Annotated in this window: 11 protein-coding genes; 7 read left to right on the top strand and 4 right to left on the bottom strand. The window is 68.8% G+C overall.

All coding sequences use genetic code 11. The features are described from left to right. Nucleotides 1-2: 2 nt before the first annotated feature. The 4 genes from JHW45_RS02655 to JHW45_RS02640 form a co-directional block, all read right to left on the bottom strand. Nucleotides 3-2,666, bottom strand: coding sequence for a DNA translocase FtsK (locus JHW45_RS02655; protein WP_272859421.1), 2,664 nt, complete (start codon nucleotides 2,664-2,666; stop codon nucleotides 3-5). Nucleotides 2,667-2,686: 20 nt separating this feature from the next. Then, nucleotides 2,687-3,886 (bottom strand): aminotransferase class I/II-fold pyridoxal phosphate-dependent enzyme, encoded by a 1,200-nt coding sequence (locus JHW45_RS02650; RefSeq protein WP_272859420.1) that lies wholly within the window; start codon nucleotides 3,884-3,886, stop codon nucleotides 2,687-2,689. A 210-nt stretch (nucleotides 3,887-4,096) separates the two neighbouring features. Continuing rightward, the gene (locus JHW45_RS02645; RefSeq protein ID WP_272859419.1) at nucleotides 4,097-5,431 is read right to left on the bottom strand and encodes an amidase; all 1,335 of its coding nucleotides are present in this window, start codon (nucleotides 5,429-5,431) and stop codon (nucleotides 4,097-4,099) included. 2 nt (nucleotides 5,432-5,433) lie between these two features. Then, nucleotides 5,434-5,610 (bottom strand): DUF1674 domain-containing protein, encoded by a 177-nt coding sequence (locus JHW45_RS02640; protein ID WP_272859418.1) that lies wholly within the window; start codon nucleotides 5,608-5,610, stop codon nucleotides 5,434-5,436. Between the two features lie 71 nt (nucleotides 5,611-5,681). Here JHW45_RS02640 and JHW45_RS02635 point away from each other — a divergent pair, with 71 nt between their 5' ends. From JHW45_RS02635 to JHW45_RS02605, 7 genes are all read left to right on the top strand, one after another. Beyond that, nucleotides 5,682-6,935 carry an RsmB/NOP family class I SAM-dependent RNA methyltransferase gene (locus JHW45_RS02635; RefSeq protein WP_419181822.1) on the top strand — a complete coding sequence of 418 codons (1,254 nt, stop codon included), beginning with the start codon at nucleotides 5,682-5,684 and terminating at the stop codon, nucleotides 6,933-6,935. Between the two features lie 188 nt (nucleotides 6,936-7,123). Beyond that, on the top strand, nucleotides 7,124-8,713 hold the full coding sequence (purH, locus tag JHW45_RS02630) for a bifunctional phosphoribosylaminoimidazolecarboxamide formyltransferase/IMP cyclohydrolase (RefSeq protein ID WP_272859417.1): 1,590 nt from the start codon (nucleotides 7,124-7,126) through the stop codon (nucleotides 8,711-8,713). Then, nucleotides 8,713-9,390 carry a signal peptidase II gene (gene lspA, locus JHW45_RS02625; RefSeq protein WP_272859416.1) on the top strand — a complete coding sequence of 226 codons (678 nt, stop codon included), beginning with the start codon at nucleotides 8,713-8,715 and terminating at the stop codon, nucleotides 9,388-9,390. Before purH ends, lspA begins: the two co-directional genes overlap by 1 nt. Nucleotides 9,391-9,428: 38 nt before the next feature. Further along, on the top strand, nucleotides 9,429-9,941 hold the full coding sequence (locus JHW45_RS02620; protein WP_336385799.1) for a DUF3035 domain-containing protein: 513 nt from the start codon (nucleotides 9,429-9,431) through the stop codon (nucleotides 9,939-9,941). Beyond that, nucleotides 9,938-11,164, top strand: coding sequence for a cytochrome P450 (locus tag JHW45_RS02615; protein ID WP_272859414.1), 1,227 nt, complete (start codon nucleotides 9,938-9,940; stop codon nucleotides 11,162-11,164). The genes JHW45_RS02620 and JHW45_RS02615 overlap by 4 nt, the downstream gene beginning before the upstream one ends. Nucleotides 11,165-11,282: 118 nt before the next feature. Continuing rightward, nucleotides 11,283-12,743 (top strand): M16 family metallopeptidase, encoded by a 1,461-nt coding sequence (locus JHW45_RS02610; protein WP_272859413.1) that lies wholly within the window; start codon nucleotides 11,283-11,285, stop codon nucleotides 12,741-12,743. Beyond that, nucleotides 12,740-14,116: a M16 family metallopeptidase gene (locus JHW45_RS02605; protein WP_272859412.1), complete on the top strand. Its 1,377-nt coding sequence runs from the start codon at nucleotides 12,740-12,742 to the stop codon at nucleotides 14,114-14,116. Before JHW45_RS02610 ends, JHW45_RS02605 begins: the two co-directional genes overlap by 4 nt. Nucleotides 14,117-14,120: the final 4 nt, after the last annotated feature.

The raw sequence follows: 14,120 nt of genomic DNA, 5'->3' as shown, positions 1-14,120 counted from the left end.
CGTCAGACCTCGGGCACCAGAACCTCGCGCTTGCCGACATGGTTGGCCGAGGACACGACGCCCTGATCCTCCATCTGTTCGACCAGCCGCGCGGCCTTGTTATAGCCGATGGCCAGTTTCCGCTGGATATAGCTGGTCGAACATTTGCGGTCCTTGGCCACGATCATCACCGCCTGATCGTACAGCGCGTCATCGCCGTTCTCGCCGCTGCCCAGTCCCAGCACCGCGTCGATATTGTCGGCCTTTTCCTCATCCGGGCCTTCGACCACGCCCGACTGATAGGATGGCGGGCCGAAGGATTTCAGATGGGTCACGACCTCTTCCACCTCTTCGTCGCTGACGAAGGGCCCGTGGATGCGCGTCACCCGAGAGCCCGTGCCCATATACAGCATGTCGCCCTGCCCCAGCAGCTGTTCGGCCCCCTGCTCGCCCAGGATCGTGCGGCTGTCGATCTTCGAGGTGACCTGAAAGCTGATCCGGGTCGGGAAGTTCGCCTTGATCGTGCCGGTGATGACATCGACCGAGGGGCGCTGCGTGGCCATGATCAGGTGGATGCCGCTGGCGCGCGCCATCTGCGCCAGACGCTGGATGCAGGCCTCGATCTCTTTCCCCGCCACCATCATCAGATCGGCCATCTCATCCACGATGACGACGATATAGGGGAAGGTTTCGGGCTGGAACTCCTCGGTCTCGAAGATCGGCTCGCCGGTATCCTCGTCGAACCCGGTCTGGACGGTGCGCTTGAACATCTCGTCCTTCGACAGCGCCTCGCGGACGCGGCCGTTATAGCCCTCGATGTTGCGCACGCCCATCTTGGACATCTTGCGATACCGGTCCTCCATCTCGCCCACGACCCATTTCAGCGCCACGACCGCCTTCTTGGGGTCGGTGACGACCGGGGACAGCAGATGCGGGATACCGTCATAGACCGACAGTTCCAGCATCTTGGGGTCGATCATGATCAGCCGGCATTCCTCGGGCGTCAGCTTGTAGAGAAGCGACAGGATCATGGTGTTGATCGCCACCGACTTGCCCGACCCGGTGGTGCCCGCGATCAGCAGATGCGGCATCTTGGCCAGGTTCGCCACGATCGGATCGCCGCCGATATCCTTGCCCAGGGCCAGCGGCAGCGGCTGCGTGCCGTCGCCAAAGGCGCGGCTGGCCAGGATCTCGCGCAGCAGCACCTTTTCGCGCCGCGCGTTGGGCAACTCGATCCCGATGACGCTGCGCCCCGGAACGGTGCTGACCCGCGCCGACAGGGCCGACATCGACCGCGCGATGTCATCAGACAGTCCGATCACCCGACTGGCCTTCAGCCCCGGCGCGGGTTCCAGCTCGTACAGCGTGACGACCGGGCCGGGACGCACCTCGCCGATCTGGCCCTTGACGCCGTAATCGTCCAGCACCGCCTCCAGCATGCGGGCGTTTTCCATCAGCGCCTCTTCCGAGATCTGGTGATGGTCGCTCTGGCGCGGCGCGCTCAGCAGGGACAGTTGCGGCCGTTCATAGACGGTCTCGGCCTCATCGAAGCGCAGCTGCGGCTCGGCCTCGGCGCGCGCCTGTTTCGAGGTCGTCGCGGCGGGCTTGCGCGTCGGCGCGACCACGACGCGCTGTCGGTCGGCCCCGAACGGCGCAGGCTCGACCGCCTCGATGTCGTCGTCGGTGGCGGCGACCTGCGGATCGTCGGACTTGAGGTCGCGATGCCCCTCGCGCGCAAGCCGCGCGGCCACCGCGGCCAGCACCGATGGCCTGCCGGCGCGGGAGCGGATCGCGTCGCTGATCCGTCCGCTGACCTCATCGGCCGAGGGGGCGGCGCCGTCGTAATCCGCGTCGCGTTCGATCAGTTCCGGCTCGGGCAGGTCGTCGTCGGGCGCGACATGCGCGCCTGCCTGCTGCGACTTGCGGCGCTGGAACAGCCCGGGGCGCGCGTCGGCGGTGTCCGCAAGCGCCGCCGACCGCGCTTGGCGCGGTGCCGCACCACGCGCGCGGGCACGCTGCGCCAGGCTGGTCGAGACCTGCGCGCCCCGCCCGGCCAGCCGCAGCGCCAGATCGTAGGCCGTCACCAGCCCGATCAGGAACCGCCGCCAGATCGCCCGCGTCTCGGCCCGATCGAAGCCCAGCACGAAAAGCGCGATGGCCGCGCCGCCCGCGGCCACGACCAGCGCCGCGAACCGGATGCCGATCTGCGCCTTCAGCGGGATCACGTTCAGCATCGCGCCCATCACCATGTCGCCGAAATGTCCGCCCAGCCCGTAATTCTGCTGCCATTCCGGCCCCGGCGTCAGCGTGCTGCAATAGACCGACACCAGCGCCACGGCGATGGGGGTGAAGATGGCGCGCATGATCCGGTCCTCTCCCCGGTGCAGCATCAGCCGCAGCCCCCAGACGAAGGCCGCGATCACCAGCACCCATGACCCGTGCCCCGCGATCATCATCAGCGGCGAGGCGACATAGGCGCCGAAACTGCCCAGAAGATTTTCGGCCGGCGCATCGGTGGCCGACAGGAAGCTGGGATCGTCCGCCGACCAGCTGCCCAGCATCATCGCGATCAGCACGCCCAAGACGACCAGCCCGGCCCCGGCCAGTTCCTTGCCGCGCCGTTCCAGCGCCGCCTGTGTGTTCCGGTCGAACAGCGGATCGCGGTGTTTCGCCTGCCAGCTTGCCATGCCGTTATCCTTCCCCGCACTCAATCGTGATCGTCATCATACAACACCTCGCGCAGCCGCGTCAGCGCGGTCTGGGTCTCCTCGGGCGTGGCGACCAGCGCCACCCGGATGAAGCCGCGACCGGGATTTTCCCCGTCCACCTCGCGCGACAGATAGGCGCCGGGCAGGACCTGAATCCCGGCGCGGCGCCACAGCGTCATGGCGGCCTGCTCGCCATCCGCGACCGGCAGCCACAGAAAGAACCCGCCCTGCGGCGGACGATAACCCGGCACATCGCCCAGCACCCGGTCCGCGATCCGGTATTTCGCCTGATACAGCGCCCGGCTGGCCGCGACATGCGCCTCGTCGCGCCAAGCCGCCTCGCTGACGGCCTGCGCGGGCAAGGACAGCGGCGCCCCGGCATAGCTGCGCAACCGGCGCATTTGACCGATATGTTCCGCGCTGCCGGCGGCAAAGCCCGACCGCAGACCGGGCAGGTTCGACCGCTTGGACAGCGAATTGAACGCCACCACGCGATCCGCCAGACCCATCTGTTCGGCCACCGCCAGCGCGCCGGGGGGCGGCGCGTCGCGCCAGATCTCGGAATAACATTCGTCGGCGAAGATCAGGAGATCATGCGCCTCCGCCAGCCGCAGCAATGTCTGCAAGTAGTCGCGCGACGCCACCGCCCCCTGCGGATTGGCGGGCGAACACAGATAGGCGATGGTCACCCGGTCCAGCAGATCGGCGGGCAGGCCCGCGTAATCGGGCAGGTTGCCGGTCTCGGGCAGCGCCGGCACGAAGACCGGTTCGGCCTGCACCGCGGCGGCCGCCACGGCATAGACCTGATAGAACGGGTTCGGCACCAGGATCGCCGGCCGCTTGCCCGCCTTCGTTTCGGGACACAGGGCCAGCGCGGCGTTGAACAGCCCCTCGCGGGTACCGTTCAGCGCCATGATCCGTTCCGGCCCCGCCTCGATGCTATAGCGTTCGCGCAGCCAGTGTCCGATCGCCGCCAGCAGACCCGGCGTGCCCTCGTTGCTGGGATATTTCGCGAACTCGCCGATATGGGCATTCATCACGCGGGCGACGAAATCGGGCATGGCATGGCGCGGCTCGCCGATGGTCAGCACCATCGGAGCCTGATCGGCCCGCAGGCCCGGTTCGATACCCGACAACAGCGCCCGCAAACGCGGGAACGCATAATCCGGCAGGTTCGAAAACCGCTCGGGAATTGCCATGACTGCCTCGCTTCCGGGGTCTTTTGCCCCGCTATTGCCATAAACACTAGCGTGATCGCGGGCTTGCGTCCAGCGAAAGCCGGACCGGGCGCATCCGGCGCCTCTTTGGCGCGAAAATATCCTCGGGGGTGAATTGGCCGCAGGCCAAGAGGGGGCAGACAGCCCCCTTGACCCCGCCCCCTTGACCCCACCCGCGCGCCTTGCGCGGGCTCAGTCGCTGGCCAGCGCGGCTTCGGCCGCCGCCGCCACGCGCAGCAGATGCCGGTCGCGCCCGGCATGGCCCATCAGCATGATCCCGCACCCCGGAAAACCGGTGGGCAGCGTGGCCGAGGGCAGGCCCAGAAGATTGGCGATGCGGGTGTTGCGCAGCGTCAGCAGGTTGGCGCGGACGTAATAATCCTGATCCTCCATCAGCCGGGCGGCGTCCGGCGGCAGGATCGGGACGGTGGGCAACAGCACCGCGTCAAAGGGCGATGCGACCTCCTTGATCCATTTGCGCCGGATGCGGACCAGCTGTTCCCAGGCCGCGATATAATCGGGCGCGCCGATGACGGCACCGCTGCGGAACCGTTCCAGGATCGGGTTCCACATCAGTTCCGGCGCATCCTCGATCTGGGCGCGCCAGATGCCATAGGCCTCGGGCGCGAAAAGCTGCGGCGACAGGTCCATCGCCTTGTCCACCCAATCCGAGGTGACATGCGCGATCTGCGCACCGGCGCGGCCCAGACGCTCGACCGCATCCTGAAAGGCCGCGACCGGGCCTTCGCCGGCATCCTCGAACGGTGCGCCGTCCAGCACCATCAGCCGCAGCCCGCGCGCCTCAAGCCCGGTCAGATCGGCGGCCTTTTCGCCGGCCATCACGGCCAGCAATTCGGCGCAATCCTCGATCCGGCGGGCGATCGGGCCGACCGTGTCGAACCTGCGGCACAACGGCACCACGCCCTTTTCCGGCAGGCTGTCATGGCTGGGCTTGAACCCGGCCAGCCCGTTCCACGCCGCCGGCACCCGGATCGAGCCGCCGGTATCCGACCCGATCGCCGCCGCCGCCAGCCCCAGGGCCACCGATACCGCCGCCCCCGAGGACGACCCGCCCGGCGCCAGCGCCGGATCGAGCCCGTTGGGCGGCGTCGCCGTCACCGGGTTCAGGCCCAGCCCGGAAAACGCCAGTTCGGTCATGTGGGTCTTGCCCAGGCAGACCAGCCCGTGTCGCGCCGCCCGCGCCAGCACGGTCGCATCCTTGCGTGGCACCCGCGCCTCCAGCAGCTTCGATCCGGCCTCGGTCACGGTGCCGCCGCTGTCGATGTTGTCCTTCCAGCTGATGGCCACGCCGTCCAGGATGCCGTGGCGCAGTTCGGCCTTGGCGCGGTCATGGGCGGCGATGGCCTCGGACCGGGCGCGCGCGGCGGTCAGCCGGGCATAGATGCGCTGCCCGTCGGGATGGTTCGCGGCCGCGTCCAGATAGGCCTCGGTCTGGTCGATCGGGTCCAGAAGCCCGGCCATGATCGCGCGTCCCTGCTGGACCGCCGAGGCGTGCCGCCACTCCATCCTCAGAAATCCACCGCGAGGCCGTTCTTTTCGTAATCGCCAAAGCGCACAGGCTCGGGTCCGTCGCGGCCGCCATATTCGACCGGCAGCGGCGGGTTTTCGGCGGCGGCCTTGCGCCGCGCCTCGGCCTCGGCCAGGGCGCGTCTTGCGGCGGGGGGCAGATCGGGTCGATCGCTCATGGAAACATCCCTCGATTGGGCTTAAGGGTCCGTGTCACTCTGTCAGCAACATCTAGGCGAAGGAAAGCGATTTGGCAAAGCCGGGGACGGATCGGGCGCGACAGGGGGCGTTGCTTCTGTTGCAGGGCGTGCGCGAGGGGCTGTCGCTGTCCGACCAGGCCGGCGCGCTGAAGGCGCTGCCGCCACCGGACCAGGCCCGCGCCGGACGGCTGGCCGCCGAAACGCTGCGCCACCGCGACCGCGCCGACGCGATCCTGTCGACCTATCTGTCGCGCAGACCTGCGCCCCGGATCGCCGATGTGCTGCGTCTGGCGACGGTCGAATTGCTGGAAATGGGCGGGGCGGCGCATGGGGTCGTCGATGCCGCCGTGACGCTGACCCGGGCTCTGGGCAAGCGCGGGCAGGCGGCGGCGGGCATGGTGAACGCGGTCCTGCGCAAGGTTGCCACCCACGATGGCTGGGGCGATCTGCCGCCGCAGGCGATGCCCGGCTGGCTGCGCGCGCCGGTCGTGTCCGCCTATGGCGAGGCCGCCGCGCGCGCCATCGAGGCTGCCCATCAGGCCGGCGCGCCGCTGGACCTGACGCTGAAACCCGGCGCGGCGGCGGTCGCGGGCGCGCAGATGCTGCCGACGGGGTCCGTGCGGCTGCATGGGCCGGTGCAGGTCTCGGCGCTGCCGGGTTACGCGGCGGGCGACTGGTGGGTGCAGGACGCCGCCGCCGCCCTGCCGGTGCGCCTGCTGGACCCGCAGCCGGACGAACGGATCGCCGATCTGTGCGCGGCGCCGGGCGGCAAGACGATGCAGCTGGCGGCGGCCGGCGCGCAGGTCAGCGCAGTCGATATCAGCCCCGCGCGGCTGACCCGGCTGTCGCGCAATCTGGCGCGCTGCGGATTGCAGGCGCGGATCGTCGAGGCGGATGCGCTGACATGGCGGCCCGACGCGCCGGTCGATGCGGTGCTGCTGGATGCGCCCTGTTCGGCCACCGGCACGATCCGCCGCCATCCCGACCTGCCGGTCCTGCGCGACGGCAGCGGCATCGGCGACCTGGTCGATCTTCAGGCCCGGCTGATCGACCACGCGCTGTCGCTGATCGCGCCGGGCGGGCGGATGGTCTATGCCGTCTGCTCGCTTTTGCCGGACGAGGGCGAGGCGCAGATCGACGCCGCATTGACGCGCCATCCCGGCCTGTCAGTCGAAACCCCCCACCTGGCCGGCGTCGATCCGGCGTGGATCACGCCCGCAGGCGGGCTGCGACTGCGCCCCGATTACTGGCCCGATCTGGGCGGAATGGACGGTTTCTTCATGGCCCGGCTGCGCCGCGACTGATCCTGCCTGGCGTCGCGGCAGATTTGCGGCGTCTTTTGCGTCCCGCGGCCGCCGGGGGCGCTTCGCCCCCCGGACCCCCAGAAGGTATTTGCAAAGAGGGCGAGGCCGGCGGATCGGCGCGCGCGGCGCTGGACCTTCGCCACGCGCGCGTTTAGGTGATCGCCAGAACGCAGATGCGAGGTTCGATCATGTCACATCCCATCGCCCTGAAACGTGCGCTGATCTCGGTGTCCGACAAGACGGGGCTGATCGAACTGGCCCGCAAGCTGGCATCGCGCGGCGTCGAACTGCTGTCCACCGGCGGCAGCGCCCGCGCGATGCGCGAGGCCGGGCTGATGGTGACCGACGTGGCCGATGTGACGGGTTTTCCCGAGATGATGGACGGGCGCGTCAAGACTCTGCACCCGGCCGTGCATGGCGGTCTGCTGGCGCTGCGCGACAATCAGGAGCATCTGGCGGCGATGCAGGCGCACGGGATCGGGCCGATCGACTTGCTGGTGGTGAACCTTTATCCGTTCGAGGACACGGTGGCGAAGGGCGCCGGTTACGCCGAATGCGTCGAGAATATCGATATCGGCGGGCCGGCGATGATTCGGGCGGCGGCCAAGAACCACGCATTCGTCACGGTGATCGTGGACGTGCAGGATTACGACGCGCTGCTGGCCGAACTGGACGCGAATGACGACCGCACGACGCTGGCGTTTCGCCGGCGTCAGGCGCAGATCGCCTATGCCCGCACCGCCGCCTATGACGCCGCCGTGTCGAACTGGATGGCGGACGCCATCGGCGAGGATACGCCACGCCGCCGCGCCTTTGCCGGGACGCTGGCGCAGGGGCTGCGCTATGGCGAGAATCCGCATCAGCGCGCGGCCTTCTATGTCACCGGCGAGGCGCGGCCGGGGGTGGCGACGGCCAGTCAGTGGCAGGGCAAGGAATTGTCCTACAACAACATCAACGACACCGATGCGGCGTTCGAGCTGGTGGCGGAATTCGATCCGGCGGACGGGCCCGCCTGCGCGATAATCAAGCACGCCAATCCCTGCGGGGTCGCACGGGCCGGGACGGCCATCGACGCCTATCGCCGGGCCTTCGATTGCGACCGGACCTCGGCCTTCGGCGGCATCGTCGCGCTGAACCATACGCTGGACGGGGCGACGGCCGAAGAGATCGTGAAGATCTTCACCGAAGTGGTGATCGCGCCCGACGCCGACGAGGATGCCAGGCGGATCTTTGCGGCCAAGAAGAACCTGCGGCTGCTGACCACCGGCGGGCTGCCCGATCCGCGCGCGGACGGCACCGTCTTTCGGCAGGTGGCGGGCGGGTTTCTGGCGCAGGGACGCGACAGCGGCCATGTGACGCGCGACGCGCTGCGGATCGTGACGAAACGCCAGCCCTCGGACAGCGAGCTGGCCGACATGCTGTTTGCGTGGACGGTCGCCAAGCATGTGAAATCGAACGCCATCGTCTATGCCAAGGACCTGGCGACGGTGGGCATCGGCGCGGGCCAGATGAGCCGGGTCGATTCCACCCGCATCGGGCGGCGCAAATCCGAGGACATGGCGCAGGCGCTTGGCCTGCCGCTGCCGCTGACCATCGGCGCGGTCGTCGCCTCGGACGCGTTCTTTCCCTTTGCCGACGGAATCGAGGCGCTGGCCGAGGCGGGCGCGAAGGCGGTGATCCAGCCCGGCGGTTCAATGCGCGACGACGAGGTGATCGCGGCCGCCGACCGGCTGGATCTGGCGATGGCGTTCACCGGCCAGCGGCATTTCAGACACTGATGCAGCACGAACTGCCCTTCGAGACCGACAAGAAGCCCGGCCCGCCGCCGCCCCGGCCCCGGCCGCGGCGCGCCCCGCGCAAGCCCGCGCCGCCGCCGCGCGGCGATATGCGGCTGACGGCGTGGATCGTGGCGGCGGTCGTGGCCATCGACCAGCTGCTGAAATACTGGGTCGTGCATGTGCTGCGTCTGGATCAGCTGCGCAATCTGGACGTGCTGCCGCCATGGCTGAACCTGCGCATGGCGTGGAACCAGGGCGTGAATTTCGGGCTGATGGCGTCCGAACAGGATCTGACGCGCTGGATCCTGATCGGGGTGGCGGTGGCGATCTGCGTGTGGGTCTGGATCTGGCTGTGGCGCAGCGACGCGGGCCGTGTGGCGCGCATCGCGGGCGGGCTGCTGATCGGCGGCGCCATCGGCAACGTGATCGACCGGGTGATCTATGGCGCGGTGGCCGATTTCCTGAACATGTCGCTGCCCGGATGGCAGAACCCCTACAGCTTCAACATCGCCGACATTTCGATCTTTGCGGGCGCGATCGGTCTGGTGCTGATGCCGCAGAAGAAACCCGCGGCAAAGAAGCCCGCGCGCAAGTCCCCCGGCAAGCCCGCGGGCAAGCCGCCCGCCCGGACGCGCGGCGCGGACAACCCCCGTGACGGGGGCGAAAAATCAGGCTAGAACGGGCGCGAACGAAAAAGGGGCAGGCAATGCGGGCAATGGCGCTGATTATCGGATTTGCGGCGACAGCCGGGCTGTCGGCGTGCAGCGGCGACCCGCATCTGATGAACATCAAGTCCGGCCAGAGCAGCCCCGACGAGTTCGCGATCCTGCCCTCGAAGCCGCTGACCATGCCGCCCGATCTGGCGGTCCTGCCCGCCCCCACGCCCGGCGGCGGCAACATCACCGACCCCACGCCGCAGGCCGATGCGGTGGCCGCCCTGGGCGGCAATCCGGGCCGTCTGGTCGATCAGGGGATCGCAGCCTCGGATCAGGCGCTGGTCGCCCATGCCGCCCGGCGCGGCAGCGATCCGGCCATCCGCGCGACCCTGGCCGAGGCCGATCTGCGCTGGCGTTCGCGCAATGCGCGCCGCCCGCTTGAGGCGCTGTTCGGCACCTCGGTCTATCAGCGCGCCTATCGTCCGATGGCGCTGGATTCGCGGACGGAACAGCTGCGCTGGCAGCGCGCGGGTGCGCGCACCTCGACCTCGCCTGCGCCCGACGTGGAATGATCGCCGGGTTCGACGCCGCCTCGCCCGGTTTCGGACGCGACCCGTGGCCCGCCTATGCGGCGATGCGCGCGCAGCCCGGCCTGATCTTCTGGCCCGAATTCGATGGCCATGTCGCGGCACGGTTCCACGATGTCCGCGCCATCGCGGCGGATCGCCGGATGGTCCGCAACCCGGCAGCCTTCGCCGGCGAACAGGAATGCCGCCGCCTTCAGATCGCGGAAAACTTTCACGACATGCCGTTTCACGAACGCTTCGTGCAACGCTCGATGCTGGATCTGGACGGGCCGGATCACGACCGGCTGCGGCGGGCCGTCTTTCCGTTCTTCACCCGCACACGGCTGGAATCGCTGCGCGGCTGGACCGACGATCTTGTCTCGGCGGCGCTGGACCGGGTTCTGCCGCAGGGCCGGATCGACGTTGTCGCCGATCTGGCGGGGCAGTTGCCGGCGCAGGTGATCGGCCGGCTGATCGGCACCGATCCGGCGCTGGCCCGGCAGATGACCGACTGGTCCGAGGATGTGGTCAGCTATTTCGACGTCACGAACCGCACCGACAGCCGCAAGGCGAAGGCCGAGGACGCCACCAGACGCTTTCACGACCTGTTGCAGGATCTGTGCGCCGCCCGCCGGGCCGAGCCGCAGCCGGATCTGACAAGCGCGCTGATCGCGGCCAGCGATCAGGGGCTGCTGAGCCGGGACGAGTTGATCTCCACCATCATGCAGCTTTTGCACGCGGGTCACGGATCGACGGTCGATGCGATGGGCAACGGGATGGACGCGCTGCTGCGCCACCCCGACCAGATGGCGCGGCTGCGCGACGATCCCGGCCTGATCCCGCAGGCGGTGCAGGAAATGTTCCGCTTTGCCGCGCCGCTGCCGTTCTTTCACCGCTATGCCAGCGAGGATCTGACCGTCTGCGGGCAGGACTGGCCGCAAGGCACGCGATTCGGCCTGCTTTATGCCGCAGCCAATCGCGATCCGGCCGCGTTCAACGAGCCGGACCGTTTCGACATCGGCCGAAAGCCGAACCTGCATCTGGCGTTCGGGGCCGGTCCGCATGTCTGTCTGGGCAACAACCTTGCCCGGCTGACGATGGAGACGCTTTTCACGCAATTGCTGGCCCGCACCGCCGACATCGTGGCGGCGGGACCGGCGGTCTGGAAAACCGGGCTTCAGGCGCATGGTCCGCTGTCGCTGCCGGTCCGCCTGATCCCGGCGGGCTGAACGGACGCGGCGCGCGACCCGCCGCGCCCGTCCCCCGCCCACACAATGCCGCGAGCAAGGCTTGCGCCCCGATGCGCCGCAGGTCAGGTTTCCGCCCACGAAAGAGGAGGTTGCGCCCATGAACCGCCCCGCCCGCCCGGTCGCACTGCACGCGGCGTTGGCCCTGTGCCTGTCCGCGATCCCGGCCGCCGCCGAGATGCCCGAGGGTATCAGCCATTTCACCCTGCCCAACGGGCTTGAGACCGTGGTGATCGAGGATCACCGCGCCCCGGTGATCGTGCAGATGCTGTGGTACAGGATCGGCGCCGCCGACGAACAGCCGGGCAAGTCCGGCATCGCCCATTATCTGGAACACCTGATGTTCAAGGGCACCGACACGCTGGAACCCGGTGAATTGTCCAAGACCGTGACCGCCAATGGCGGCATGGACAACGCCTTCACCTCGTATGACTACACGACCTATTTCCAGCGCATCGCCAGCGACCGCCTGCCGCTGATCATGGAGATGGAGGCCGACCGCATGGAAAATCTGCGCATCGGCGAGGATGACTGGCAGGCCGAACGTCAGGTCGTGCTGGAGGAACGCGCGCAGCGTGTGGACAGCGACCCCCGCGCGCTGTTTGCGGAGGAACGCAACGCGGTGCAGTTCTACAACCACCCTTACGGCCGCCCGGTCATCGGCTGGCGGCACGAGATGGAGGGGCTGACCCGCGACGATGCGATTGCATGGTATGACCGCCACTATTCCCCGAACGAGGCGGTGCTGATCCTGGCCGGCGACGTCACGCCGGCGCAGGCGCGCGAACTGGCCGAACGCCATTACGGCCCGATCCCCGCCAAGGGCGAGGCCTCACCGCGAACGCGGCCGCAGGAACCGGCGCAGCATTCGCCGCGACGCATCACCATGCACGACGCCCGCGTGGCCCAGCCCATGATGGTGCGCACCTATCTGGCGCCCGAACGCAACCCCGGCGATCAGCAACCCGCCGCCGCGCTGACCGTTCTGGCCGAGTTGCTGGGCGGGTCGATGCAGACCTCGGTTCTGGGTCGCGAACTGGCGCTGACCGGCAAGGCGATCTGGGTAAATGCGGGCTATGAGGGGCTGGCCGTCGATCCGACGACCTTCGCGATCTCGATGATGCCGTCGCAGGGGCAGACGCCGGAACAGGCCGAGGCCGCGCTGGACGAGGCGCTGGCGAAATTCCTGCGCGACGGTCCCGATCCGGCCGATCTGGAACGGGTCAAGACCCGCATCCGCGCCGCCCGCATCTATGCCCGCGATTCGGCGCATGGCCGCGCCTATGATTACGGGCAGGGGCTGGCGACGGGGCTGTCCATCGAGGATGTGAACGACTGGCCCGACATTCTGGCGCAGGTCACGGTGCAGGATGTGCGCGACGCCGCGCAGACCCTGCTGGACGGCAAGGCCACCGTGACCGGCTGGCTGCTGCCCGAACCGGCCGAGGCCCAGGCCGGCGCCGATGCGGCCCGGCCCGTCCAGCCCGCCGCTGCCGCCGCGGCGCGCCCCGCCGGGCAGGCTGCCACCGAACCCAACGATCCTGACGAGGTGCAAGAATGATCCGCGCCGCCATCGCCCTGTTCTTCGCGGTTCTTGCCGTCCCGGCGCAGGCCATCGACATCCAACAGGTCACCTCGCCCGGCGGCATCAAGGCCTGGCTGGTCGAGGATCATTCGATCCCGTTCACCGCGCTGAGCCTTGATTTCAAGGGCGGCGCGTCGCTGGACCCGCCCGGAAAGCGCGGCGCGATCAACCTGATGACCGGGCTGCTGGAAGAGGGCGCGGGCAAGCGCGACGCCACCGCCTTCGCGCAGGCGGTCGAGGATCTGGGCGCAAGGCTGAGCTTCGATGTCAGCGACGATTCGCTGTCCGTCAGCCTGCGCGCCCTGACCGAGAACCGCGATCAGGCGGCGGACCTGCTGGCGCAGGCGCTGACGCAGCCCCGTTTCGACGACCGGGCGGTCGAACGGGTGCGCGCGCAGGTGCAGGCGATCATCCGGTCCGAGGCGACGGACCCGCAATCCATCGCCCGCAAGGAACTGGCGCGGCAGGCCTGGGGCGATCATCCCTATGCGACCTCGATCAACGGCACGGAGCAGTCGATTGCGACGCTGGAACGGCGGGATCTTGTCGCGGCCAAGAACCGCGTCCTGGCCCGCGACCGGGTCGTGGTCGGCGCGGCGGGCGACATCACGGCGGAACAGTTGGGCGAGATGCTGGACCGGATTCTGGGCGGCTTGCCCGACAAGGGCACCGCGCCCCTGCCGGAACAGGCCGAACTGCAACTGACCGGCGGCGTGACGGTGATCGACTGGGACAGCCCGCAGACCATCGTCAACTTTGCCGGTCCCGGCCTGCCGGTCGATGATCCCGACTATTTCGCCGCGTTCGTGGCCAATCACATCCTGGGCGGCGGCGGGTTCAGTTCGCGCCTGATGGAGGAGCTGCGCGAAAAACGCGGCCTCACCTATGGCATCGGCACCGGGCTGGCGACGGGGCTTTACGGGCAGACCTGGCAGGGCGGAATGGCCGGGTCGAACGCGAATATCGGCGAATCGCTGCGGCTGATCCGGCAGGAATGGGACCGGATGGCCGAAGACGGGGTCACCGACCGGGAACTGGCCGACGCCAAGACCTATCTGACCGGCGAATATCCGCTGCGCTTCGACGGCAACGGAAAGATTGCCGCGATCCTGTCGGGAATGCAGCTGATGGGTTTTCCCGCAGACTACGTGAACACCCGCAACGAACAGGTCGAGGCCGTGACCGCCGAAGACGTGCAGCGCGTGGCCGGGCGCCTGCTGGATGCGGACGATCTGCGCTTTGTGCTGGTCGGCCGCCCCGAAGGGCTGACCGATCAGGCAGAGCCGGCTGATACCCGGTCCACCGGTAATGCCGAGGCGACACCTACACGCGACGCCGCCAGCGACTAGGCTT

The sequence above is a fragment of the Paracoccus stylophorae genome (assembly GCF_028553765.1).
In the GTDB taxonomy this organism is placed as follows: Bacteria; Pseudomonadota; Alphaproteobacteria; order Rhodobacterales; family Rhodobacteraceae; genus Paracoccus; species Paracoccus stylophorae.
The sequence above is the reverse complement of the archived record's forward strand: the minus strand, read 5'-3'. Positions and strand labels throughout refer to the sequence as shown.

Bases quoted from the DNA above. Each gene is read 5' to 3' on its own strand.
- JHW45_RS02655 (WP_272859421.1), bottom strand. From the start codon at position 2,666: ATGGCAAGCTGGCAGGCGAAACACCGCGATCCGCTGTTCGACCGGAAC.
- JHW45_RS02650 (WP_272859420.1), bottom strand. From the start codon at position 3,886: ATGGCAATTCCCGAGCGGTTTTCGAACCTGCCGGATTATGCGTTCCCG.
- JHW45_RS02645 (WP_272859419.1), bottom strand. From the start codon at position 5,431: ATGGAGTGGCGGCACGCCTCGGCGGTCCAGCAGGGACGCGCGATCATG.
- JHW45_RS02640 (WP_272859418.1), bottom strand. From the start codon at position 5,610: ATGAGCGATCGACCCGATCTGCCCCCCGCCGCAAGACGCGCCCTGGCC.
- purH (WP_272859417.1), top strand. From the start codon at position 7,124: ATGTCACATCCCATCGCCCTGAAACGTGCGCTGATCTCGGTGTCCGAC.
- lspA (WP_272859416.1), top strand. From the start codon at position 8,713: ATGCAGCACGAACTGCCCTTCGAGACCGACAAGAAGCCCGGCCCGCCG.
- JHW45_RS02620 (WP_336385799.1), top strand. From the start codon at position 9,429: ATGGCGCTGATTATCGGATTTGCGGCGACAGCCGGGCTGTCGGCGTGC.
- JHW45_RS02615 (WP_272859414.1), top strand. From the start codon at position 9,938: ATGATCGCCGGGTTCGACGCCGCCTCGCCCGGTTTCGGACGCGACCCG.
- JHW45_RS02610 (WP_272859413.1), top strand. From the start codon at position 11,283: ATGAACCGCCCCGCCCGCCCGGTCGCACTGCACGCGGCGTTGGCCCTG.
- JHW45_RS02605 (WP_272859412.1), top strand. From the start codon at position 12,740: ATGATCCGCGCCGCCATCGCCCTGTTCTTCGCGGTTCTTGCCGTCCCG.